The 23,551-nt window shown below is 64.7% G+C and carries 17 protein-coding genes and 1 riboswitch; of the genes, 14 read left to right on the top strand and 3 right to left on the bottom strand.

Annotated elements, in window-relative coordinates; translation table 11 throughout:
* Positions 1-66 precede the first annotated feature (66 nt).
* Positions 67-1,098 carry a sensor domain-containing diguanylate cyclase gene (locus F3J17_RS25240; protein WP_345891248.1) on the top strand — a complete coding sequence of 344 codons (1,032 nt, stop codon included), beginning with the start codon at positions 67-69 and terminating at the stop codon, positions 1,096-1,098.
* A 45-nt stretch (positions 1,099-1,143) separates the two neighbouring features.
* On the opposite strand, the gene F3J17_RS25235 is transcribed toward F3J17_RS25240, so the two are convergent.
* A complete protein-coding gene (locus F3J17_RS25235; RefSeq protein WP_167065482.1) occupies positions 1,144-2,928 on the bottom strand; it encodes an ABC transporter transmembrane domain-containing protein in 1,785 nt (594 codons plus the stop codon).
* 172 nt (positions 2,929-3,100) lie between these two features.
* Positions 3,101-3,189: riboswitch (glycine riboswitch) on the top strand.
* 267 nt (positions 3,190-3,456) lie between these two features.
* On the opposite strand from F3J17_RS25235, the gene F3J17_RS25230 reads away from it, so the two are divergent.
* Positions 3,457-4,098 carry a trimeric intracellular cation channel family protein gene (locus F3J17_RS25230; protein ID WP_167065480.1) on the top strand — a complete coding sequence of 214 codons (642 nt, stop codon included), beginning with the start codon at positions 3,457-3,459 and terminating at the stop codon, positions 4,096-4,098.
* On the top strand, positions 4,091-4,501 hold the full coding sequence (locus tag F3J17_RS25225; RefSeq protein WP_167065478.1) for a surface-adhesin E family protein: 411 nt from the start codon (positions 4,091-4,093) through the stop codon (positions 4,499-4,501). Before F3J17_RS25230 ends, F3J17_RS25225 begins: the two co-directional genes overlap by 8 nt.
* A 31-nt stretch (positions 4,502-4,532) precedes the next feature.
* On the opposite strand, the gene F3J17_RS25220 is transcribed toward F3J17_RS25225, so the two are convergent.
* Together F3J17_RS25220 and F3J17_RS25215 are read right to left on the bottom strand one after the other, a co-directional pair.
* Positions 4,533-5,639: a TAXI family TRAP transporter solute-binding subunit gene (locus F3J17_RS25220; protein WP_167065476.1), complete on the bottom strand. Its 1,107-nt coding sequence runs from the start codon at positions 5,637-5,639 to the stop codon at positions 4,533-4,535.
* A gap of 58 nt (positions 5,640-5,697) precedes the next feature.
* Complete coding sequence (locus F3J17_RS25215) at positions 5,698-6,669, bottom strand: zinc ribbon domain-containing protein (protein WP_167065474.1); 972 nt, start codon at positions 6,667-6,669, stop codon at positions 5,698-5,700.
* Positions 6,670-7,333: 664 nt separating this feature from the next.
* Between F3J17_RS25215 and F3J17_RS25210 the strand changes: the two genes are divergently transcribed.
* The 11 genes from F3J17_RS25210 to F3J17_RS25160 all read left to right on the top strand — a co-directional run bounded on the left by F3J17_RS25210 (position 7,334) and on the right by F3J17_RS25160 (position 23,430).
* Positions 7,334-7,792, top strand: a complete 459-nt coding sequence (locus F3J17_RS25210; protein ID WP_205194949.1) for a hypothetical protein — start codon at positions 7,334-7,336, stop codon at positions 7,790-7,792.
* A gap of 333 nt (positions 7,793-8,125) precedes the next feature.
* On the top strand, positions 8,126-8,554 hold the full coding sequence (locus tag F3J17_RS25205) for a cellulose synthase (protein ID WP_167065469.1): 429 nt from the start codon (positions 8,126-8,128) through the stop codon (positions 8,552-8,554).
* A 106-nt stretch (positions 8,555-8,660) separates the two neighbouring features.
* The gene (bcsR, locus tag F3J17_RS25200; protein ID WP_167065467.1) at positions 8,661-9,200 is read left to right on the top strand and encodes a BcsR/BcsP family cellulose biosynthesis protein; all 540 of its coding nucleotides are present in this window, start codon (positions 8,661-8,663) and stop codon (positions 9,198-9,200) included.
* Entirely contained in the window at positions 9,197-10,165 is a 969-nt protein-coding gene (gene bcsQ, locus F3J17_RS25195; protein ID WP_167065465.1) for a cellulose biosynthesis protein BcsQ, read from the top strand. Before bcsR ends, bcsQ begins: the two co-directional genes overlap by 4 nt.
* Positions 10,166-10,176: 11 nt before the next feature.
* On the top strand, positions 10,177-12,450 hold the full coding sequence (gene bcsA, locus F3J17_RS25190) for a UDP-forming cellulose synthase catalytic subunit (RefSeq protein ID WP_240161158.1): 2,274 nt from the start codon (positions 10,177-10,179) through the stop codon (positions 12,448-12,450).
* A complete protein-coding gene (locus tag F3J17_RS25185) occupies positions 12,447-14,810 on the top strand; it encodes a cellulose biosynthesis cyclic di-GMP-binding regulatory protein BcsB (protein WP_345891247.1) in 2,364 nt (787 codons plus the stop codon). The genes bcsA and F3J17_RS25185 overlap by 4 nt, the downstream gene beginning before the upstream one ends.
* Positions 14,811-14,850: 40 nt before the next feature.
* Complete coding sequence (gene bcsB / locus F3J17_RS25180) at positions 14,851-17,292, top strand: cellulose biosynthesis cyclic di-GMP-binding regulatory protein BcsB (RefSeq protein ID WP_167065462.1); 2,442 nt, start codon at positions 14,851-14,853, stop codon at positions 17,290-17,292.
* 20 nt (positions 17,293-17,312) lie between these two features.
* Positions 17,313-21,362, top strand: a complete 4,050-nt coding sequence (locus F3J17_RS25175; protein ID WP_167065460.1) for a cellulose biosynthesis protein BcsC — start codon at positions 17,313-17,315, stop codon at positions 21,360-21,362.
* Positions 21,363-21,386: 24 nt separating this feature from the next.
* Positions 21,387-22,040: an SGNH/GDSL hydrolase family protein gene (locus F3J17_RS25170; protein WP_167065458.1), complete on the top strand. Its 654-nt coding sequence runs from the start codon at positions 21,387-21,389 to the stop codon at positions 22,038-22,040.
* Positions 22,041-22,105: 65 nt separating this feature from the next.
* Complete coding sequence (locus F3J17_RS25165) at positions 22,106-22,771, top strand: SGNH/GDSL hydrolase family protein (RefSeq protein WP_167065455.1); 666 nt, start codon at positions 22,106-22,108, stop codon at positions 22,769-22,771.
* Positions 22,768-23,430, top strand: coding sequence for an alginate O-acetyltransferase AlgF (locus tag F3J17_RS25160; protein ID WP_167065452.1), 663 nt, complete (start codon positions 22,768-22,770; stop codon positions 23,428-23,430). The genes F3J17_RS25165 and F3J17_RS25160 overlap by 4 nt, the downstream gene beginning before the upstream one ends.
* Positions 23,431-23,551 lie beyond the last annotated feature (121 nt).

Below are 23,551 nucleotides of genomic sequence, written 5' to 3'. Positions count from 1 at the left end.
ACGGATTTCGCTAAACTTTGCCCGCTTCGGGCCGTTAAAAAGGCATCGCACTCAACTGAAGCTATCGTGTCCTTGCTCATCGGCTCCGATCGTCCCGCCTCGCGCCCGCAGATCTTCATGACCGGCTTCCAACCCACTCACGCGGAGCCGTCAGTCGTCGAGTGGCTTTTGCATGACGATCAGGTCATGCGCGAGTGCTTCGGCCACGCTACCGGCATCCTCAAGTTCGTGACGGGCGCGGCCTACACCACCGTGACGCTGCTCGACGCCGCGCATCAGCACTTCTGCGGCGATCTGGGCACGCTGGTGGCGAACACGCCGCGCGATAGCTCGCTGAGCGAGCATGCGTTGCGCAACGGTGGCGTCTTCGTGGTCGAGGACACGCATGAGCGCGCCGATGTGCAGGGCTGCGATCTCGTGCAATATCCGCCGCATGTGCGTTTCTTCGCGGCCGTGCCGATCCGTCTGCCGGATGGCGAGCCGATCGGCGCACTCTGCGCGATGGACCCCGCACCGCGCCGTATGGACGCCAACGCGCGCGGCGTGCTTCGCCACCTGGGCGAGATGATCGAGAACGATCTGCGTCTGCGCATGGCCTCGGCTGTCGATCCGCTCACGCAACTGTTCAACCGCCGCAGCACGCTCGAAAGCGTGCACCACCGCTGGCAGGACACGCCGGATGGCGAGGGCGTGGGTTCTGTGATGGTCGATATCGACTGGTTCAAGCAATACAACGATACCTATGGCCACCCGGCTGGCGACGGTTGCCTGCGTGCGGTCGCGGAGGTGCTGCGCGAAGCCGCCGACGAGCACAACATGATTGCGGGCCGCGTGGGCGGCGAGGAATTCGCGCTTCTGCTCACCGGCGTCGAGCGCGCGGAACTGGGCTACGCGCTGGAGCGCGTGCGCTCGGGCGTGGAGCGGCTGGGTATCGAGCATCGCGGCTCGCCGCTGGGCGTGGTCACGCTGAGCATGGGCGCGACGCATACCTGGCGTAACGCGCCCACGGATCATGGCTACCGCGAAGCTTTCGGCGTGGCCGACGACGCGCTCTACGAAGCCAAGAAAGACGGCCGCAATTGCGTGCGCTTCGCCTGATTTCTCGCAGCGCGCCGTGGCGTTGAATCGCACATCAATCGCTCATCAAACGCGCGCCGGTAGTTCCCCGGACGTCATTTCGAACTGCAGCGCCGCGAGCTGCGCATAGAGCGGCGAGGTGTGCAGCAGTTCGGCGTGACGTCCTTGCGCAACGATGCGCCCATGCTCCATGACGACGATGCGATCGGCCTGCTGCACGGTGGCCAGACGATGCGCGATCACCAGCGTGGTGCGGTTGAGCGCAGCGTTGTCCAGGGCGGTCTGCACGAGCCGCTCGCTGGCCGCATCGAGTGCGCTGGTGGCTTCATCGAGCAGCAGGATCGGCGGGTTCTTCAGGATCGCGCGTGCAATCGCCAGGCGTTGACGTTGACCGCCGGACAGGCGCACGCCACGTTCGCCAAGGAAGGTATCGTAGCCTTGCGGTAGCGCCTCGATAAAGTCCGCAGCGGCGGCCATGGCGGCGGCGCGCTTCACCTGTTCGAGGCTCGCATCCGGCATGCCGTAGCGGATATTGTCGAGCACACTCCCCGAAAATATCACCGACTCCTGCAACACCACGCCGATCGACTGGCGCAACGCATGCAGCGAGGCCTGCTGCGTGGGCACGCCGTTGATCAGAATCTGCCCGGATTGAGGATCGTAAAAGCGCAGCAACAGCTGGAACAGCGTGGTCTTGCCCGCACCTGAAGGCCCAACCAGCGCGACGTGTTCGCCGGGCCGCACGTCGAGCGTGAAGCCGTCGAGCGCGGCAATGCCTGGCCGTGACGGATACGAAAAGCTCACGTTGTCGAAGCGGATGCCTTCGCCTTGTGCGGGCAGCGGCACGGTGGTTGCGGCCTCAACCACCGGCGAGCGCGCGGCCAGCAATTGCAGCAGCCTTTCGGTCGCACCGGCGGCGCGTTGCAGATCGCCCCAGACTTCGGCGACCGCGCCCACCGCGCCCGCCGTGAAGACCGCATAGAGAATGAACTGGGACAGCTGGCCCGCCGTCATGCGCCCGGCCAGCACGGCCTGCGCGCCCAGCCACAGCACAAAAACGATGGCGGCGAACACGAACACGATCACCACGGCGGTCAGGCCCGCACGCGCGCGAATCCGCGTGAGCGCCGTGTCAAACGCCGTTTCCACCGCGCCGCCGAAGCGCTTCGTCTCAAAGCCTTCCTGGGTGTACGACTGCACGGTCGGCATGGCGTTGAGCACTTCGCCCGCAAGCGCGCTCGCGTTGGCGACCTTGTCCTGGCTCGCGCGCGAAAGCTTGCGCACACGGCGGCCGAAGATGACGATCGGCGCGACCACCACCACGAGCGTAGCGATGATGTAGCCGGACAGCACCGGGCTGGTGGTGACCAGCATGGTCACGCCGCCAATCGTCAGCAGCGCGTTGCGCAAGCCCAGTGACAGACTCGTGCCGACCACCGCCTGGATCAGCGTGGTATCGGTGGTGAGGCGCGAGAGTACTTCGCCGGTTTGCGTGGTCTCGAAGAACTCGGGGCTCATGCGCATGACGTGGTCGTAGACCGCGCGCCGCAAATCCGCGGTGACGCGTTCGCCCAGCCAGGAGACCCAGTAGAAGCGCAGTGCTGTCGCCGCCGCGAGGATCAGCGAGACGATGAAAAGCGCAATGAAATAGCGGTCGATATGCGTGCGATCGCCGCTGGCGAAACCCCGGTCAATCAGATATTTGAACGCGACGGGCAAGGCCAGCGTGGCGCCCGCCGACGTGAGAAGCGCAAGAAACGCGAGCGCCCAGCGCCCGGCATAGGGGCGCAGAAAGGGCAGGAGCGCAAAGAGCGGGGCGACGCGTTGCGAGCGGGGAGCTGCATCTGGCATGAAGTGTCCTTGCCGTGGCGAAGGGAGGATTGATTCGGGAAACGGGCCGAAAATCAGGCTGCATGAAACGCAGCAACGGCGGTGATTATCGTTCACTGACCGTGCAGACAGCTTTCAGTCAGCACATGTCAGTGATTTGACATGATCGACCCATGACACCCATAATTGCGCCGATTCTTTCGTGGGAGAGAGAGGCAGACAGGCCTCCGCCGAAGGCGCAAGCTCCCGGAATCGCTCAGGCAGACGTACCACGAAAGACATTCGCCGACTGGAGAGAGGCTGCGTTTCATGCGCTATTCGCGCGCTGCATCGCGGTCCACCGAAGGGGCAGGCCCGCATGCGGGCCCGAACTCTCAGGTAAAAGGACAGAGGGAGAGGCGTACAAGGCAGGCCCAAAATCCGCCTTGTTCTTTCTCAGGTTCTTATGCGCGCTTCTTTGTTTTTTCTGCCGTTTGTTCCTCCGCTGTTTGCGGGCTTCCCGCTGCATCTGCATTCGCATGTCCAAATCGTGACGTCGAGGTGCGCAGCATGCTGAATCTCATCTATCTCGTCGCCATTACCGCCGAAGCCATGACCGGCGCGCTCGCCGCGCGTCGCCGCAATCTGGATGTTTTTGGCGTGTTAGTGATTGCCTTTGTGACGGCGCTAGGCGGGGGCACCTTGCGCGATATTTTTCTGGGACACTTTCCGGTCGCGTGGACCCTGCATCCCGGCTATCTCTACCTCGTGCTGTCCGCAGGTTTGCTGACAACGCTGATCGCGCCTTTTCTGCGTCATCTGCGTGAAATCTTTCTCGTGCTGGATGCAATGGGGCTGATGGCGTTCACGCTGATCGGCTGCAACGTGGGATTGACGATGGGCTACCCGGTCCCAGTCGTCATGATCGCGGGCATGATGACGGGCGTATTCGGCGGCGTGCTGCGGGATGTGCTGTGCAACCGCGTGCCCGTGGTGTTTCAGCGCGAGTTGTATGCGAGCGTTTCGCTGCTTGCGGGCGGGCTTTTTCTGCTGCTGCGCGCGGCGGGCGTCGATCAGGACGTGAATACCGCCGTGAGTTTCGTGCTGGGCCTGACCTTGCGTCTGGTTGCAATCTGGCGCGGCTGGCGTTTGCCCGCATTCGAGGAGGACGAGGCGCGTGGAGTCAAACCGCAAGGTGCACAGCATGAATAAGCCACTTTTCAAGGGTCTGGCCGCGACACTCGCCTACCTGTGGCTTCTCTTTCACGTGGCGCCGGCCAGCGCCGTGCAATGGCATCTGCTGTCACACGACTCAGGCGCGACGATCTATTACGACGCCGCATCCATCGCGGCCGAGCGTGGCGTCGTGAAGGTCTGGACGCGCACGGATTTCGACCCGCCCAATCTGATCGGCGATAAGAAGGAAACCGACGACCGCGCGCTCTTCGCCTTTCGCTGCCATGCGCGCGAAGTCGGCCTCGCAAGTCTGCTGGCCTACGATGCCGACGGCAACGAGATTGCACGCGCGCTCGAATCCGATATCCGTTTCGAGCAGGTCGAGCCGGTTGGCCCCGCCAAAGTGCTGATGAAAATCGCGTGCACCGCGCGCGGTTGAAGAGTGCGATGCACGCGATCCGTTGACAGCGTCACTGCTTTCCGCACAGCAAAAGCAGACGCTCCTGATCCGTACAGGGCCGACCGTTGATGGTCTGCCCGGAGGTGGCCTGCTGCGGGGCGCTGGTCCCCGCCGAGGCCTGCATCGCCGCACGATGCGCGAAACAGGCTTTCAGCCGCCGCTCGACCGGCTGATAGTATTGCCAGCCTTTGCCGAGTCCGGGCAGTTCGAGCTTGACCTGTTTCCACTTCGGGTGGCCGTGCTCCTGGAGGTTATCGAAGTTCTCGCACAAGGAATCGGCGAAGCGCTTCAGGTTGCCGACGGTATCGCGCAGGTTGTAGTCGTATGTGACGAGAAAAGCCTTGACTGTCCATGTCGGCACGTCTTCCTTCAGCCAGTTGGGATAGCTCGACGTGTGGATCGTCGCGGGAAAGTAGGTCTGTTTGGCGCGCGCCGTCTCGGGCGCGGTCGGATCGACGCGCAGAAAGCGGATCTGCTGGAGCAGGCTGGGATTCATGTCGGTGAACAGCTTCGCGGGCTGTCCGGCCACGATGATCGCCACGTCGATCTTCTTGACGATCAGCGCGGCCAGCGCGTCTTCATTACTCAAATGCTGCGCATTCTGGTCGGGAATCGGCTGGCCGAACATCAGACGGTACAGCGTGGTCGCCGATTGCGCGGTGCCGCTGCCAATCAGGCCGACGCTGATCGTCTTGTCCTTGATCTCGTTGATATTCTTCATCGGCGAATCGTTACGTACGACGAAATAAATCTCCTCGTCGTAGAGCGGCATGATGAGGCGCAATGGACGGATCGTCGTGCCGGCATCCTGGTTGCCGGAATTGGCCATATCGACATAAGCCTGATAGACGTCGGACTGCACTAGCGCGAGCTTCACCCCAGGCTCGAAACGCATGCGCTGGACGTTTTCCGCCGAGCCTTTAGAGGGCAGCACTTCGAGATCGATGCCGGCCGGTTGCGCGACCCATTTCGAGAGATCCTGGCCGATCTGGATATAGGTGCCGCGCTCCGGCCCGGTGGTGATCTTGTAATGCGCGTCTGCAGAGGCGGCGACGGCGAACGTCGAGGAAAGCAGGGCGATCAGGCCCGCCAGTGCCGCTAGAGTCGTCTTCAGCATGTCTCTCTCCCGCTGGGGATGTGATGGAAGGCTGACTTCGAAAAAAGGGGAAACCGCTTCAATGGCCCGAGCCGGACGGTGTGGCTTGCTTCCAGCCGTTTTGCAGGATCGCGCGTTGGCGCGCGTCGACGGCGTTGTCGTTGCTGGCGGCGCCCGATGCCGCCGGAGCAGCCGGAGCCGCGGCAGTCGCCGAAGCCTGCGGCGCCCATGCGGTCGACAGGATCGCGCGCTCCATCAGCGATTGCGCCTGCTGGCTGCTCGAATCGATCGCGAGCGCCTGCGATGCCTGCTGCTGCACGCAGGCCCAATCATGCTGGTTCGCGCATCGATCGGCGTTTTGCAGGGCGCTGTCGCGTTGCTGTTCGCGCGTGGCGATATCGCGCTGGATGGCCTGCGCGTCGTTATTGCCGGCGTCGCGGGCCAAAGCGGCGCTGTCCGCGGCCTTTGCGTCAGACAAATTGTTCGCGGCCAGGCTGGCGTGCGCGGCGCGCAAACTGTCGGGAACGTCCTTGTATTGGGGCGCGGGAACGGGCTTCGGGGTATCGGCCTGCGGCGCGGGAGTGCTGGTGCTGGCGCTGTCGGAAGACTTCGCGAGCGGGTGCGGCAAGTAGGGCAAAATCGATCCAACCAGCGAATGGCTGCCTTGATCGTCGCTCGCGCCATCGGATTTACGATTGCCGCCCAGCATAAGGTACGCAGCGTAGACGAGCGCAAGAAATAGCAGCACGAGCAACATTACCTTGGGGAAACTGCGCGTCTTGACCTGTCCAGGCGCGGATTCGTGCTCGATTGTAGTGTGAGGCTGGAATTCAGGCTTGATCTGCGGATGATCCCTCACGGTCATATTGGCCGGCACGGAAGGCGCACCGGACGCGAGCGACGGGTTTCTGGAGCGCACGCGCAAGGCAGCCAGTTCCAGCGGACGCTTCGCGCCGCAGTAAGGGCAGCTATCGACGTACTCCTTGAGCATCGCGCCACAGTGCTTGCATGCCGCGGGCAAATGCTGGTCACGAATAGTCTGAGCAGACATGCTGTAGCCCCACCGTGGTGGCGATGCCATTTCGGCATGCTCAGGATCGTTGTTGAAGCGATCGGCGAACAATCGCGGAACACGATCAACATGCGCAGGAAAGCCGGAAAGCGACGCGACCGGATTCATTCCCGCCGCTTGAAGAAAATATGGGAGGTTTCCCACATTGCGTCAATCGCCGTTGTTACCTACCGCACATAAGTCGCTTGCAAATGGCGGATGACGACTTGAAGCGATGACTTATCCGCCACATACGAAAGCAACTTGCAGTGCGCTTTGTTCAGAAGAAAAAGCCTGCCCCGCCGATGCAACCCTAAAGTCAGACGGGCAAAAAAACGCAATGCGTCAGCGTGGATTCGCGGTGTCGTCCGCGCAATAAAAATGCAAACGTTTGCTCCCAATATATAAACAAATGAATCGGAAATTCATATTCACGCGATATTGTAAGCAGTCCCTCATATGCTAGGATTTTCCCGCTCGCGATTTCAGATGGAACACGCGATCGACCATCCGGTGATTGCCGCTGCACCAAAGGATTGACTGGCTGCCACATCAGACGATACGGCAGCCTTTTTTGTGCGTGCGCGCCGGACGCAGATAAAACATAAATCAGATTGACCTCATGCCCGCATACGTTCGCGGGTAGAGAAGGTCACAATAAAAAATGAAAACCACCGAATTCATGTTTCGTTTCCTGGGGTGTGGAAACGAAATGGCGCGCTATAGCGTCATCGTCGTGCACGGCGTCAGTGTGACCTTCATTCGGATCGGTGCTGCAGACAGGCCGTTTTCGCTGATGGTGCCCAGGGTGCACGACGAAACCTTTGCGCACGCACGTGCGGAAGATCTCGCGCGGCTGGCAATCGCCCAGGCGATTTACGCGGAACTCTTCGAAGCGCATCCTCAGGGCGCGGTCGATCTGGAGGTTCATGGGCCGCTCTGGGATGGCGATCTCGAAACCGGGCAATGGCGGCACGGTATGGCGCAAGCCGCGCCCGAGACACCGGTCCCAACGTGGCAGCCGAGAGAAACGCGGCTTGCCCCACGCGCGCCGATTGCGACTCAGCCGACCCTTGACGCGAACGCCGAAGGGAACGCCGTTCCTTCCATCGCCACGCCTTGACAGCTTTTCGTAATGGAAAACCCGAGGAAAAGCGGTGCACGCCAATTACTCGTCTGATGAATATGACAATCCGTTACGCCGCCGATACTTTCGACGTGCCCCCTTTAAGTCGCAAACGTTTTACGTGATTAATTTGTCGCGCAGGAGTGACAGATTGTGCGGTTCCCCACAAATTTAAAAATAAAAACCGGATGAATAAAAAGTATAATCCGGCGCGCGCTACGTTTGAGATCATTGCGCAAAACGTCGGTCACTGCCCGAATGGTGCTCAGGGCCGTTTTCCCAGTTCTGCAGTAGCAATGTGCGCCGCCCGGCAGGGCGCATCGATATGCCATGAATTCCACGCCTGCACCGCAATGGCAACCGTTCCTGTCTTTCTTCTCGCAGGAACTGACGCAAAACCTGACGCCCCGGCTTCTTACGCAGCTCATGCGCGGCGCGGGCGGCCAGTTCGCCCGCCAATACGCGCTCGCGGGCGCGGGCACGGTCGTCGAGATGCAGGACGCGATGAACCGCGTCTGGAGCGAACTGGGCTGGGGTGTGGTGGAGATTCGCGAAGCTCAGGACTGGCTGGTGTTGACGCATTACCATGCGCCGCTCAAGGCGGTGTTTGGCGCAGATAGTCTTGCGTGGGCCGGAGCATTTCTCGAAGGCGCCTACGAAACATGGATGCATCAGCTGGGCGCCGATTCGCAATTGCGAATGAGCACGGCAGGCCCGGCAGATGCTTCAGGGACGATGGTTTTTCTTTTCGGCAGATAAGCGGCAAGGAAAGGGAAAGTAAAAGATCGAATCAGGAACAGCAGCTTGTGCTCTTGCGCTTCACGCGTATTGGTGGATAGCACAACGAAATCGATGGGGTTAGCGCATGAGCGGTGCTTCGGATATTGCGAAACTTTTTGCCGTAGCAGGCGGAAGTGCAGCGCAGTACCAGGAAGTCGAGAGAACGGAGCAGTTGGAAGGTGCGCGTGGGCGTTGGTCCGCGCACGCCGATACCGATACCGATCCGGATCTCGCCGCACAGGACGAGGCCGCCCCTGATGCCGCACAGCCGCTGATCTCGTGGTCGATTGCCGCCGTGACGGAAGAGCCGCCGCCAGTCGTGCCCGCCGCGCAGGAAGCGCCCGCGATTCAGGCTGCTGATGAAGCGCCGGTTGAGGTCGAGACCGAGCCCGCGCTTCAATCCTCGCTTGAGCCCGAACTGAAGCTCGAACTCAAATCCGAACTCAAGCCCGCGCTTGAACCCATCGTCGAACCCGCCGCTCAAGCCACGCCCGCGCCCAGCGCTGGCGTGCCGCAATCGGCCGCGCTCAGCAATGTGTTTGCGCGCCTGATGGAGCGCAACGAGCCTCGCGCCGATGTGCGTACCGATGCGCGCACCCACACCGCGCCGCGCGGGAAGCCATGATCGTCGTCGCTGTCGTTTCTGCCAAAGGCGGCGTGGGTAAAAGCACGATCGCCGCCAATCTCGCCGTGGCGTTGAACCGTCACGGTCGCACGGTGCTCGCCGTCGATCTCGATCCGCAGAACGCCTTGCATCTGCACCTGGGCGGCAAGCCGCAGGACATCGGCGGTCTGTCGCGGGCGAGCGTGGCCGGCGCGGCGTGGGGCGACACCTGCATGCAAGCCGTGTCGGGCGTGCGCGTGCTGCCGTTTGGTCAGATCAATGAGGCCGATCTGCCCGCCCTGGAGCGCCGCATCGCCGACGACCCCCACTGGCTCTCGACGCAACTGCGCGGTCTCGCGCTGCCCGACGACGCCGTCGTGATCCTCGACACGCCGCCGGGCGTCTCCAATACGTTGCGCCAGGTGCTGGGCGCGGCCGATCTGGTGATCTCCGTCGTACTGGCCGATGCGGCTTCGTACGCCACCTTGCCGCAAATCGAAAATCTGATCCGCCGCCACTACAGCGCACGGCCCGGCGCCGTGGAATCCGTCTACATCGTCAATCAGGTCGACGGATCGAGCCGTCTGTCGCGCGAAGCGCTGCAACGGATCGAGGGCGTACTCGGCCAGCGTGTGCTGGGCCGGGTGCGCGCCGACCGCTCGGTGAGCGAAGCGCTGGCGCATGGACAAACCGTTGTCGAATCTGCGCAGGACAGCGTGGGCCGCGTGGACCTCACGCAATGCGCCGATCACGTGTTGCAGCTTCTGCCTTCGCGTCGCCATGAGGCTGCTGCCGACTCCCTGACGCAGGCCGCCGAAGCGCAGGCCGCAACGACAATCGTGCTGGACGACGAAGACCGCCGCCCGCACGAACAAGCTGGGCAAGCCGCGAAGAAGTCGCGCAAAGTTAGCGTGTATCGGTTGATGGCCGTGCTGCTGTGTGCGGTGCTGGTGCTGCTGATCGTGCTCTGGATCAGGACGCGCTGAGGAAAACCGCTATGGCATTCATGAAACGCAAGCCGACATCGTCGCAGCAGAACCCGGCGCAACCCGCGCAAAAGCTGCCCGCAGGCACGGGACAGACCGACGACGCGGGCGACTGGGACGACACGCTGTTGAACACCGGCACCGCGCTGCTGGCGTCGGGCTGGGTGCGTCTGGCCGTGACGCTGGCGGCGGTGGCCCTGTTCGTCTCCACGCTGACCGTCCACCTGGCGTTGTCGCAGCAGTGGGTGTTCGCGATCCTCTGCATGGCGGTCGCGCTGTTGCTCAGCCGCATTCAGGGGCGCGTGCTCACGGTTTCGCTGGTGGCGCTGTCGGTGTTCATGTCGATGCGCTATCTCTACTGGCGCGTGACGCAGACGCTGGACTTCACCACGCCGCTCGACCAGGTGTTCGGCTATCTGCTGCTGGCCGCCGAAGGCTACGCTGTGCTGATGCTCTTGTGCAGCTACTTCCAGACGCTCTGGCCGCTGCATCGCCGGCCCGTGCCGCTGCCCGCCGATACCTCGGCATGGCCGACGGTCGACGTGTTCATTCCCACCTATAACGAGCCGCTCGAAGTGGTGCGCCAGTCGGTGCTGGCCGCGACGCTGCTCGACTGGCCCGCCGACAAGCTGCGCGTCTACATGCTCGACGATGGCCGTCGCCCCGAGTTCCGCCAGTTCTGCGAGCAGGCGGGCGTGGAGTATCTGACGCGCCCCGACAACAAGCACGCCAAGGCGGGCAATCTCAACGCGGCGCTCGCCAAAACGAACGGCGAATTCGTCGCCGTGTTCGACTGCGATCACGTCACCACGCGCTCGTTCCTGCAGATCTGCATGGGCTGGTTCCTGAAAGATCCGAAGATGGCGATGGTGCAGACGCCGCACGTGTTCTATTCGCCGGACCCGTTCGAGCGCAATCTCGAAACCTTCCGCAAGGTGCCCAACGAAGGCGACCTGTTCTACGGCGTCCTGCAGAACGGCAACGACCTCTGGAATGCGGCGTTTTTCTGCGGCTCCTGCGCGGTGCTGCGCCGTTCGGCGCTTGAAGAAGTGGGCGGCGTGGCGACGGAAAGCGTCACCGAAGACGCGCTGACCGCGCTCAAGATGAGCATGAAGGGCTACAACACGGCGTATCTGGCGATCCCGCAGGCCGCGGGCCTCGCCACGGAGAGTCTGGGCCGCCACGTCGGCCAGCGGATTCGCTGGGCGCGCGGCATGGCCGAGATCTTCCGCCAGTTCAATCCGCTCTTGATCAAGGGGCTGTCGGTGCCGCAGCGCCTCTGCTATCTGAGCGCGATGATGCACTTCTTCTTCGGCTTGCCGCGTCTCGTGTTCCTGATCACGCCGATGGCGTATCTGTTCTTCGGCGCGCATGTGTTCCATGCGTCGGCGTTGATGGTGCTCGCCTATGCGGTGCCTCACCTCGTGATTTCGAGCATCGGCGCGTCGCGCATCCAGGGGCGTTTCCGCCATTCGTTCTGGAGCGAAGTCTACGAAACCGTGCTGGCCTGGTACGTGGTCGTGCCCGCGCTGCAGGCGGTGTTTTTCCCCGGCAGCAAGGGCTTCAACGTGACGTCCAAGGGTGGCGTGATCCGCAAGTCCTTCCTCGACTGGGCGATGGCGCGGCCTTATATCGGCCTGCTGGTCATCAACCTGACCGGTTTCGTGGTGGGTATCGTCGGCCTGATCCGCAGCCCTGGCTGGCCTGAGGCGATGAGTATCGTGTTCAACCTGGTCTGGGTGATCTACAACGTGATGAACCTGAGCGCGGCGGCGGGCGTGGCGACCGAATCGCGCCAGCTGCGCCTCACGCCGCGCGTGCAGATCCAGCTGCCGGCCGCCGTGCGTCTCGCCGATGGCCGCCATGTCGCCTGCCAGACCAGCGACTATTCGCAAGGCGGCCTGGGCCTGGTGTTGCCTGAAGACGCGCCGATGCCGCAACGTGGCGAGCGCATCCTGGTTTCCGTATTCCGCGACGACTACGAAGGCAAATTCCCCGCCGAAGTCCAGGTCGTGCGTGGCCACAACGTCGGCGTGAGCTTCCCGGCGCTGACGATCGACCAGGAACGCGATCTCATGCGCGTGACGTTCTCGCGCGCCGATAGCTGGATCGCCTCGTGGGGCCGTTATCGTCCGGACCGGCCGCTGCGCAGTCTGTTCGAGGTGCTGGGCGTGGGCATGCGCGGCCTCAAGGATCTGTTCCGCTTTGTCCTGCTGGGCGGGCGCGAGCGTTTGAGCCGCGTCGCGGAAACGGCAGCCAGCAAGATGGGATCGAAGCAATCGTGAATCCCGTCACTCTGTCGTCTTTGTGCGCCTCGACGCGCGCGCGTCTGGCTGCGTCGCTCGGTTCGGTGCTGACCGTGCTGGCGCTTGGGGCCAACGTGGCGTTCGCCCAGGCCGCGCCTGGCGCGCCCGCCATACCCGCCGCCGCTGTTGCCGCCTCGCCGTCAAGTGCTTCGCAGGCTGTGACGGCTGACGCGACCGCGCAAGCCGCCGCAACCGATACCTACACCTATCGCATCCCGCTATCGCGGGAAAACGCCGCGCAAGGACTGACCCTGCTCGGCGAGGACGCCTATGGCGGCATGGACTTCGGCCTGCGCCAGGACGAGCACGTGGTCAGCGCGCGGCTGGTGCTGGACTATCGCTATTCGCCGAAACTGCTGCCGGGGCTCTCGCATTTGAACGTGCTGCTCAATAGCGTGGTGGGCGCAACGATTCCGTTGCCCGAACCCGCCCCGGCCACGTCGATGACAACGACAGTCGATCTGCCGGTTTCCGTGCTCACCGCGTTCAATCATCTGAACCTGGAATTGATCGCTCACAGCAAGGCGAGCGACGAGGGCAACGATCCGCAGAGTCCCGATCTGTGGCTCAAGGCCGGGCCGAACAGCGCGCTCGAATTGACCGTCGCGCCAACCACCCAGGTGAGCGACCTGTCGCGTCTGCCCGCGCCGTTCTTCGACGCGCGCGATGTGCGTCGCGTGGAGCTGCCCGTGGTGCTGTCGCGCGCGCCGGATTCCGGACGCCTGGAATCGGCGGGCATCGTGACTTCGTGGCTGGGCGCGCAGGCGGGCTATCGCGGTTCGCATTTCAGCGCAAGCCTGGGCGCGCTGCCCGCGCATGGACACGGCGTCGTGCTGGCGCTGCGCGATGAACTGCCGTCCCTCGGTCTGACGGACACCCCGGTAGACGGCCCGACCATCGCCATCGTCGCCAACCCCAACGACGCCAACGGCAAACTGCTGCTGGTGACGGGCCGCGACGAAGCGCAGATGCGCGTGGCCGCGAAGGCGCTGGTGCTTGGCGCGAAGACGCTGTCGGGCGCGCAGGTGCGTATCGACGGCCCCGTCAACGTTGCGCCGCGCAAGCCTTTCGATGCGCCGAACTGGCTGCCCAGCGACCGTCCGGTGGAACTGGGCGAACTGTTGCCCGCCGACCGCTTCACGGTGCAGGGTTTCCGCCCGGGCGCAATCGACGTGGATCTGCGCCTGCCGCCGGGCCTGTTCGGTTTCGATAGCAGCGGCGCGGTGCTCGATCTGCATTACCGCTACACGGGGCGTCCGGATTCGACGCAATCGGTGTTGCGCGTGCTGGCGGGCAACACGCCGGTCGCCACGCTCGCGCTGCGCGGCGACGCATCCGACGGTCGCGCCGTAATGCACATTCCGCCGTATCTGCTGCCGCCGCTGACCACACTGCAATTCGACTACCAGTACGAAGCGGTGAAGACGAAAGACGGCTGGCAAGACCTGCCAGGCGGGCCGCTCATGAGCGCGATCGATCCGACTTCGACGATCGATATCTCGCATCTGCCGCGCTACGCCGCGATGCCCGATCTGCGCGCCTTCAGCGATGCGGGCTTCCCGTTCACGCGCATGGCCGATCTGTCCGACAGCGCGGTGATCCTGCCCGCGCAACCGGTCGCCGACGATTACTCCGCTTACCTCACGCTGATGGCGAGCATGGGCCAGGCGACCGGTTATCCGGCGCTGGGCGTGACGGTGGCCAGTCCCGATCAGGTCGGCGCGCTGCGTCAAAAGGATCTGCTCGTGCTGGCCTCGGGCGACAACCAGCCTTTGCTCAAGCAGTGGCGCGATGCGATGCCGCGCGGCTTCTTCGGCCCCGATACCCATGCGGGCCACGGCTTCGCCGCATGGTGGGCCCGACTCACCGGCGGCCAGGCGCAGGCGCGCCACGAGGCGGAGATTGCCGCGCTCTATCGCAGCGACGACCACGACGGCATGGTGGCCGGTCTGCAGTCGCCGCTCGCGCGCGGGCGCAGCGTCGTGGTGGTGTCGGGCAATACGCCGGGCGGTCTCGACGCGGTCGTGAGCGTGCTGCAATCGCGCCGCTACCGCGTGGGCGACACCATCAACGGCAGTCTCGTGATCGCGCACGGCGGCATCCTGACCACGCTCAATACCGAGCAGAGCTATTTCATCGGCTCGCTGCCGCTGCGGCTGGCGGTGCAGTGGTTCTTCGCGAGCCACATCGTGCTGCTGCTCGTGGCGACGCTTGGCAGCGTCGTGCTTATCGGACTGCTTGGCGGCGTGCTGCTGCATCGGCGCGCGCTGAACCGACTGGACCTGGACATTCCCCAGACATCGCAACGTGAAGAAGGACGACGAGGTTCTCATGTTTAAAAGACGGCCTGACATTTCCCGGGCACGCCTCGCGCGTCGCATGACCGCGCAGCCCGTATGGCCGGCGCTGCTGCTGGGCGGTGTCCTGGTTTCGACGCCTGTGGTCCAGGCCGCGCAAACAACGGCTGGCGCAAAGCCTGCCGCCAGCGCGGCAACGATTCCGGCGAATGCCGCCGCGCCCGCGAGCGCACAGCAACCCGCGGCGGAAGCGAACGCGCCCGCATCGTCGGGACCGGTTACGACGGTGACCTACACGCTGCAACAACTGGGCGCGCAGTACGCGCTCAATCTGCGCGGCGTCGATGGCAGCAATACGCTGCCCGTAGGCGTGCGCGACGATCAGGTGGTGACCGGCGCACGGCTGAATCTGCGCTATGCGTATTCGCCCGCGCTGCTCGCCGATCTCTCGCACATCAACGTGCTGGTCAACGACCAGGTGGCGGCCTCGATCGCCGTGCCGAAGGAAACCGGCGGCCAGAGCCTGCAGCGCACCATCGCGCTGCCGCCGTATCTGTTCACGTCGAACAGCAAGTTGCGTCTGCAACTGATCGGCCACTACACGACGCAGTGCGAAGACCCGCTGCATTCGAGCCTGTGGGCCAATATCAGCAACGAAAGCACGCTGAGCATCGACACCCAGCCGCTGCCGCAGGGCAACGATCTCGCGCGCCTGCCGCAGCCGTTCTTCGACACGCACGACATCCGCCGCCTGAACCTGCCGTTCGTGTTCGCGGGCAATCCCGATGCGGCCGCGCTGGAAGCGGCGGGCACGGTGTCGTCGTGGTTCGGGTCGCTGGCCAATTATCGCGGCGCGGATTTCCCGGTGTCGCTCTCGACGGTGCCCGCGCAGGGCAACGCGATCGTGATGGTCGAAGGCGCGGACCAGGCGACGCTTGCGGGCGCGCCGCTGCAAGGCCCGACGCTCGCCATCGTCGCCAACCCGAACGACCCCAACGGCAAGCTGCTGCTCGTCATGGGCCGCGACGGCAAGGAACTCAAGCAGGCCGCCGACGCGCTGGTGTCGGGCAGCCAGACGCTGTCCGGCCCGAGCGCGCGCATCACGCATTTCGCCGATCTCGCGCCGCGCAAGCCTTACGACGCGCCGCGCTGGCTGCGCACGGATCGCCCGGTCTCGTTCGGCGAAATGGTGGACGCCAAGCAACTGGGCGTGTCGGGCTATAGCCCCGACCTCATCCGCATCAACACGCGCGTGCCGCCCGATCTGTTCGGCTGGCATGCGCCGACCGTGCCGATCGACCTGCATTACCGCTACACGCCGCAGCCGTACATGGTGAATTCGTCGCTGCTCTTCAGCGTGAGCGACCAGTTCATGAAGTCGATTCCGCTGCCGTCGCTCGAACGTCTCGAAGGCAGCGAAAAGCTGCGCGCCGACGTGCTGCCCGACAGCAGCCTGCCGCGCCAGGCGAAGCTGGAAGTGCCGCTGGAAACGCTGCTGCAGCCGAACACGCAGCTGCAGTTCCGCTACATGTACGACTACATCAAGCAGGGCGAGTGCCGCGACATCATCATCGACAACGTGCGCGGCGCGATCGATCCGGAGTCGACCATCGACCTGTCGGCGTATCCGCACTACATGGCGATGCCGAACCTGGCCGCGTTCGCGCAGGCCGGTTTCCCGTTCACGCGCATGGCCGATCTGTCTGATACGGACGTGGTGCTGGGCGCGAATGCGGGCACGCAGGAATACAGCACCTATCTGGCCGTGATGGGCCGCATGGGCGACTCCACCGGCTATGCGGCGAGCGGCGTGACCGTGCTGCGCGGCCAGCGCATCGACGCCATGCCTTCGGGCAAGGATCTGCTGGTGATCGCCTCGGGCGCGGATCAATCGTGGCTCAAGGACTGGGCGCAGTACATGCCCGCCGCCTACGACCATAGCGCCCAGTTCTCGCTCTCGGATCTGCCGGGTCGCGTGCGCGGCTGGTTCCATTCGAACCCACGTCTGGATGCCGAACCCAGCCGCATGTCGCTGGCATGGACGGGCCCGGGTGTGAGCGCCGTGCTGGCGGGTTTCGAGTCGCCCACGGAGAAGGGACGCAGCGTCGTCATGCTGGTCAGCAATCAGCCTGAAGGGCTCAAGGACGCGGTCTCGGCGCTGCTGGGCGTGCCCAACTACGACAAGCAGCCGATCCAGGGCAGTCTTGTTTCGATCCGCGGTCAGGAAGTGGATTCGCTGGTCGGCGAGCACACCTATTACGTCGGGCATCTGGGTCTGTGGCGCGGTCTGGACTGGTGGCTGGCCTCGTTCGGTCTGTCGCTGGCGTGGCTGCTCAAGGTGCTGGGCGTGATCGCGCTGGTGGCGATCGTGGCGGGCGGCTTCGGCTTCATGCGCCGCCGTCAGGCGCGCCGCGATGTGCAGGCCGAAGCGCGCCTGCGTGCCGCAGCGCAGGCCCAGCGCGAGAAAGCGCAGCAAGACGCTGAACAAAGCGCAAAGCACGACACGCAGCACGAAGAACACTAATCAGGGATCAGGGAAAGTTCATGTCAGTCAGCCGCAGCCAGGCCTGCATTCTGGGATTGTTACTCACCACGGCGAGCCACCCCGTGTGGGCGCAGGACGCCACTTCCAGAATGCTGCTGGAACAGGGCCGCTATTGGCAGGCGCATGACAAGCCCGATCTCGCGGCGCAGTCGTGGCAGAAGCTGTTGCTGACCGATCCGAAGCAGCCCGAAGGGCTCTACGGAATGGCGGCGGTGGCGATCGGCAAGAAGCAGTTTTCGGTCGCCAACGACTATCTGGCGCGGCTGCGCGCCGCCGCGCCGGACAGCCGCTTCGTGCCGCTGCTCGAACAGGATCTGCGCCTTGCAGTCGAACCCGGTAAATCCACGCTCGCCAAGGCGCGGCAGATGGCGCAGGACGCCGTCAACCAGAACGACACCAAGGCGCTGGGTGCGGCCATCGCGCAGTACAACAAGGCGCTGGGTGGCAAACCGCCGCAAGGCGCGGTGGCGCGCGAGTATTACACCTACCTGGGCTATACCGAAGGCGGCACGGATCAGGGTATTCAGGGGCTGGAGCGCCTGAACACCGAAACGCCCAACGACCCGTACACCATGCTGGCGCTGGCCCAGCATCAGGTGCGCGACGAACGCGATCGCGCGGCCGGCGTCGCGCTGCTGGAAAAGCTGGCGACGCGCCCGGACATCGGCGGCGCGGCCACGGAAGCGTGGCGCTCGGTGCTCACGTGGGTCGCGCCCACGGGAAAGAACCGCTCGTGGTTCGAGGACTACCTCAAGCTGCATCCCGATGACGACGAAATCCGCCATCAGATGCTCTCGCCGCGTCCGGCCACGGCGAACGGCAATGCGCCGCCGGTGCCGGTGATGGACCCGCGTCTGACGCGCGGCTTCGCGGCCTTCAAGGCGGGCGACGTCACCACGGCCGAACAGCAGTTCAGCGCGGTGCTGCGCGACAAACCCAACGACACGGATGCGCTGGGCGGCCTGGGTCTCGTGCGCATGCAACAGGGCGATCTCGCGCAGGCGCAGACGCTGCTGTCGCGCGCGGCCTCGCGTCCGGGCGCGGGGGCCAACTGGAGTCGCGCACTGGCATCGGCCCGTTACTGGCTGCTGGTGAACCAGGCCGAAGGCGCGCAGAGCGTGGGCGATTACAGCACCGCGCGGCGCGATCTCGATCAGGCGCTGCGCATGGATCCGGCCGAGGCGGGCGGGCGCAACGCATCGGCGCGTCTGTATGCGGTGCAGGGCGATCTGAAGCGTGCCGAAGCGGTGTATCGCGGCGTGCTCGCAGACCATCCGAACAATCGCGAAGCCGTGAGCGGCCTGGTCGATATCCTCGCCGAAACGGGCCGCGCCGACGAAGCGCAGAAGTGGGTGGACAGTATGACGCCCGAGCAGCAGGCCGGTATCGGCGGGCTCGATCGTCTGCGCGCAGCCGTCGCCGCGGGCCGTGCGGATGCTGCCGAACAGCGCGGCGATCTGGACGGCGCGAAGCGCATTCTGGAAGACGCGCAGCGCGCCGACCCCGACAATCCGTGGCTGCGTCTGGAACTGGCGCGCTACGAACTCAAGCAAGGTCACGCCGATCAGGCGCGCGAACTCGTCGACGGTCTGCTGGAATCGACGCCCGACAATCCCGACGCGCTCTACGCCAGCGCGCTGCTGGCGATGCAGATGGGCGACTGGGCGCGCGCGCAGGACACCATGGCGCGCATCCCCACGGCGGCGCGCACGCCGAATATGGTCGCGACGTCGCAACTGATCGACTTCCAGGCGGCCACGGCGCAGGCTTCGCAACTCGCGCACGACGGCAACCTGGACGATGCGCGCAATATGCTGGCGCGGCTCGAAGCGTCGGCGGGCAAGGACCCGGCGCGCGTGAGCGCGCTGGCCTCGGCCTATGTCGATGCGGGCAATCTGCCGCGCGCGATGAGCCTGATGCGCGGCCTCATGCCGAACGGCGTGAAGAGCGCGGGCCCGGATGTGCAACTGGCCTACGCGGGCCTGCTGCTCAAGACCGGCCAGAACGTGCAGGCGCAGGACGTCATGCGCGAATTGCAGAGGCAAACGCTGACCGCCGATCAACGCCGTCAGCTCGACGATCTGAGTTACCTCTACGCCGTGCGTCTGGCCGAACAGCAGCGACAGCAAGGCGATCTCGCGCAGGCCTACGACACGCTCGCGCCGGTGCTGGCCAGTCGGCCGAACGACAGCCTCGCCAACGCCGCGCTCGCGCGCATGTATGCCGCCGATGGCCAGTACGCCAAGGCGCTGGCGCTCTATCAGAAGGCGCTCTCGAACGACCCTGACAACCCGGGCCTGCAACTGGGCGTGGCGATGGCGGCGGTCCAGGCGGGCAATGGCGCGGTGGCCGACGCCGCGCTGAAACAGGCCATCGCGAAAGCGCCGAACGACCCGGACGTGCTGGCCGGCGCCGCGCGCATCTACGTGATGCAGGGCAAGACGCGCGAGGCGCAAGCGCTGCTGGAAACGGCGATTGCCGCGAAAGAAAAGCGCATGGGCGTGCAGGCGCAGGGCGTGCACGTGGCGGGCAATCCGTTTGTCCACGAGGACGAGGAACGCCGTCGGCGCTTGCAGGCAACGCGCCTGGCGGCGGCTTCGGCGAGCGATACGGCGACGACGGCAGGCGAAGGCATCGCGAACACGACGTCGAACAACGCATCCGGCGATGTGGGTATGACCTCGCTGGCGGTCGCTCCGTCCACCTCCGCTTCGACGCGCGCTTCAATGCCCGCTTCGGCGCGCTCGACTTCGCTGCCCTCGGTGGCGGGCACGCCCATCGGCTCGCAAGGTCTGCAGGAGGACTTCGCGGCCAATGCGCCTGAAGATGGCAGCACCACGCTCGACGAAATGCGCCAGCAACTCGACGATATTCGTGCCGAACGCTCGCCCGAAGTGCGCAGCGGCCTGTTCGTCTCGAGCAACAACAGCGCGGGCGGCACCTCGCAGCTCACCAACGTGCAGATGCCGACGGAAGTCATTCTGCCGGCCGGCAACGGCAAGCTGTCCGTGCGCGTGACGCCGGTGGAACTCGAAAGCGGCACGCTGGGCGTCGATTCGTACAGCAGCAGCCAGTTCGGCGGCGGCCCGGCAGCGGCGCTGGCGCAGAAGGACAACGCCGTGAGCGCGCCGGCTTCGCAGACCGCGCGCGGCGTCGGCCTGGGCTTGGGCTACGAAACGCGCAACTGGGCCGCCGATATCGGCACCACGCCGTTGGGCTTCCAGTACACCAATATCGTTGGCGGCGTGTCGTTCAAGAGCGCCATCGACGCCAAGCAGGGCAGCTGGTTCAACGCCGGGGTGTCGCGTCGCGCGGTGACGGACAGCATCACCTCATTCGCGGGTACGAGCGACGCGCGCTCGGGCCTGAGCTGGGGCGGCGTGACGGCCACCGGCCTGCACGGAGCGATTGGCGTGGACAACCAGCAATACGGCTTCTACGGCTATGGCTCGGTGAAGTATCTGGACGGCCACAACGTGCAGTCCAACGAAGGCGCGGAAGTTGGCGGCGGCACGTACTGGTATCTGGTGCGCAACACCAACAGCATGCTCACCGCGGGCATGAACCTGAGCGGCGAGTTCTATCGTCACAACGAGAACAACTTCACCTACGGCAACGGCGGCTATTTCAGTCCGCAACGCTACTACGCGTTCACGATACCGATCACCTGGGCGCAGCGTTCGGACCGCTGGACCTACAAGCTGCAAGGGTCGGCGGGTCTGCAGTATTTCCATCAGTCGGCCGCGCCGTATTTCCCGACCGACAGCGCGCTGCAGTCGGCGGCGGTCACGGCGGCATCGTCGCTGGGTCTGGGCGACGGCGCGATTCATCCGGCGCAGTCTTCGACCGGCATCGGCTATAACCTGCTGGCGACGGCCGAGTATCGCTTCAGCAATCATCTGACCGGCGGCGCGTCGGTGGGCGCGAACAATTCGTCGAGCTACCGGCAGTGGGTCGCGGGCCTGTACCTGCGCTTCAGCTTTGCGCCGCAGACGAAGTCGCTCGATATGCCGGTCATGCCTTACCAGTCGCATTACAGCGATCAGTAACACGAATTCAGGAGTAAAAGAGTCATGCTTGCTTCCGTACTTGCGGGTCTCAGCATTCTTATCGTCGGCGATAGCCATCTGAGCGAACCGGGCTATCTGATCGACACCTTGCAGGACCAACTGGTCGCCGCCGGCGCCCAGGTGCACACCTATGGTGTGTGCGGCAGCACGCCCGGTGACTGGGTGAAGTCGGTGCCGGGCACCTGTGGCGGCGCAACGCGTAGCGGCAAGGCGCCGCTCGTGGTCGATCACAACGCGAAGACGCAGCCCATCGACCAACTGATTGCCGCGAACAAGGCCAATCTGGTGATCGTCGTCGAAGGCGACACGATAGGCGGCTACGGCAAGGACGACTTCCCGAAGACCTGGGCCTGGCAGCAGGTCACGGCGCTCACGCAGGATCTCGCCGCCAGCAAGACGGCGTGCGTGTGGGTGGGCCCGGTGTGGGGCACCGAAGGCGGCAAGTACCAGAAAACCTTTGCGCGCGTGAAGCAGCTTTCGTCGTTCCTCGCTACCAATGTCGCGCCGTGCTCGTATATCGACTCGACCACGTTTTCGAAGCCGGGCGAATGGGCGACGGTGGACGGCCAGCATTTGACGACGACCGGCTACAAATACTGGGGCGGCGACATCATGAAGGCGCTGGAGAAGCTGCCGGTGGTGCAGCAGCACAAGTAACGCCGCGTTATCGCCATTTAGTTCGAATTGCTAATTAACCGGCCGCGCCGGATCTGGAGTTTCGTGTGCCTGCAGCAGCATCGGTCTTGTTGGGCCTTTCCGTGCTGGTCATTGGCGAAAGCCATCTGACCTTGAACAATCATCTGCGCGAGCCGCTCGTGCAGAGCCTGCAGGCGCAGGGCGCCGCGCACGTGCATGTGATCGGTGCGTGCGGCGCCAGCCCGGCGCGTTGGCTCAAGAGCACGCCGGTGGACTGCGGCGCCGACCAGGTCGACAAGCGCCCGGCCACGGTGCTCGGCAAGGAAGCGCATACGACGCCCATCGCCGACCTGATCCGCGCCGATAAACCCGATGTTGTGGTGGTGATCGAAGGCGACACCATGGGCTCGTACGACAAGCCCGCGTTTCCCAAGGCCTGGGCCTGGCAGGAAGTCACGGGCCTGACCAAGGCCATCGCCGATACGCACACGGCCTGCGTCTGGGTGGGACCGGGCTGGGGCAATAACAGCGGCCAGTTCGCCAAGAGCGACGACCGCGTGCGCGAGCTGAACGCGTTCCTCGCCAACAACGTCGCGCCTTGCTCGTATATCGATTCCACGAGCTTCGCCAAGCCGGGCCAGTGGCAGACGCTCGACGGCGAGCACTACACGCAGATGGGCTATGTCGCCTGGAGCAAGGGCATCGTCAACGCCATGGCGAAAGCGCCGGCGGTTCAAGGGCTGAAGAAATGAAAAACCTGTTTAGCGTCGTGTTGAGCGGCCTTGCGCTTTGCGCTTCGGGTCTTGCATCGGCGGCCGATATCCCGTTGTATCCCACGGGTCCTGCGCAGGATTCGTCGTTCGTGCGTTTCGTCGATGGCGGCACCAAACCGGTGGACGTGACATCGGCGGGATCAAAAGGGCGTCTGTCGCTCGACGCCGCCAATCCGGCCAGCCACTTTTTCCCGATCGCCGCGGGCAAGCCGGTTTCCGGCACGCTCACGAGCGGCGGCGCGCATCAGGACGTGAGCGCCACGGTGCAGCCGGGCGAGTTCGTCAGCATCGTGGCGCTGGATGGCACGCATGCCGCGACGGTGCGCGAGAAGCCGGACGATTTCAACGCGCTGAAAGCGTCGGTGGCGCTCTATAACCTCGACGCGCGTTGCGCCGCGCCCACGCTGAAAGTGTCGGGCCGCGACATCGTCCTGCTCGATGGCGTGGCGGCGGGCCAGGCGAAGCGTCGCCAGGTGAATCCGGTGACGCTCGCGGTGCAACTGGTGTGCGGTGGCCAGCCGGTGGGACAGACGCTGAGCCTGGGCACGCTCGTGGCTGGCCAGCGCTACACGGTGTTCCTCGTGCCCGCTGGCGCGCAGTCGCGCATCTTCTTCGCCAACGATGCAGTGAGCCGCTGAGCGCAGACGCGCTTCGCCTTGCCTCGATCACGCGTCGCCGCGCCTGAGCGGGTGCGGCGCGCGGCTGCCCGGCACGCCCAGACCTTTCCATCCACCGAGCTTCAACCGAGCTTCGACTGAG

The organism is Burkholderia sp. Ax-1719 (assembly GCF_011753055.1).
GTDB lineage: Bacteria > Pseudomonadota > Gammaproteobacteria > Burkholderiales > Burkholderiaceae > Paraburkholderia.
This window is presented reverse-complemented; position numbering and strand designations above follow the sequence as displayed.

What these genes read in the sequence shown, in the direction of transcription:
- F3J17_RS25235 (WP_167065482.1), bottom strand. Translation starts at nt 2,928, where the DNA reads ATGCCAGATGCAGCTCCCCGCTCGCAACGCGTCGCCCCGCTCTTTGCG.
- F3J17_RS25230 (WP_167065480.1), top strand. Translation starts at nt 3,457, where the DNA reads ATGCTGAATCTCATCTATCTCGTCGCCATTACCGCCGAAGCCATGACC.
- F3J17_RS25225 (WP_167065478.1), top strand. Translation starts at nt 4,091, where the DNA reads ATGAATAAGCCACTTTTCAAGGGTCTGGCCGCGACACTCGCCTACCTG.
- F3J17_RS25220 (WP_167065476.1), bottom strand. Translation starts at nt 5,639, where the DNA reads ATGCTGAAGACGACTCTAGCGGCACTGGCGGGCCTGATCGCCCTGCTT.
- F3J17_RS25215 (WP_167065474.1), bottom strand. Translation starts at nt 6,669, where the DNA reads ATGTCTGCTCAGACTATTCGTGACCAGCATTTGCCCGCGGCATGCAAG.
- F3J17_RS25210 (WP_205194949.1), top strand. Translation starts at nt 7,334, where the DNA reads ATGAAAACCACCGAATTCATGTTTCGTTTCCTGGGGTGTGGAAACGAA.
- F3J17_RS25205 (WP_167065469.1), top strand. Translation starts at nt 8,126, where the DNA reads ATGAATTCCACGCCTGCACCGCAATGGCAACCGTTCCTGTCTTTCTTC.
- bcsR (WP_167065467.1), top strand. Translation starts at nt 8,661, where the DNA reads ATGAGCGGTGCTTCGGATATTGCGAAACTTTTTGCCGTAGCAGGCGGA.
- bcsQ (WP_167065465.1), top strand. Translation starts at nt 9,197, where the DNA reads ATGATCGTCGTCGCTGTCGTTTCTGCCAAAGGCGGCGTGGGTAAAAGC.
- bcsA (WP_240161158.1), top strand. Translation starts at nt 10,177, where the DNA reads ATGGCATTCATGAAACGCAAGCCGACATCGTCGCAGCAGAACCCGGCG.
- bcsB (WP_167065462.1), top strand. Translation starts at nt 14,851, where the DNA reads ATGACCGCGCAGCCCGTATGGCCGGCGCTGCTGCTGGGCGGTGTCCTG.
- F3J17_RS25175 (WP_167065460.1), top strand. Translation starts at nt 17,313, where the DNA reads ATGTCAGTCAGCCGCAGCCAGGCCTGCATTCTGGGATTGTTACTCACC.
- F3J17_RS25170 (WP_167065458.1), top strand. Translation starts at nt 21,387, where the DNA reads ATGCTTGCTTCCGTACTTGCGGGTCTCAGCATTCTTATCGTCGGCGAT.
- F3J17_RS25160 (WP_167065452.1), top strand. Translation starts at nt 22,768, where the DNA reads ATGAAAAACCTGTTTAGCGTCGTGTTGAGCGGCCTTGCGCTTTGCGCT.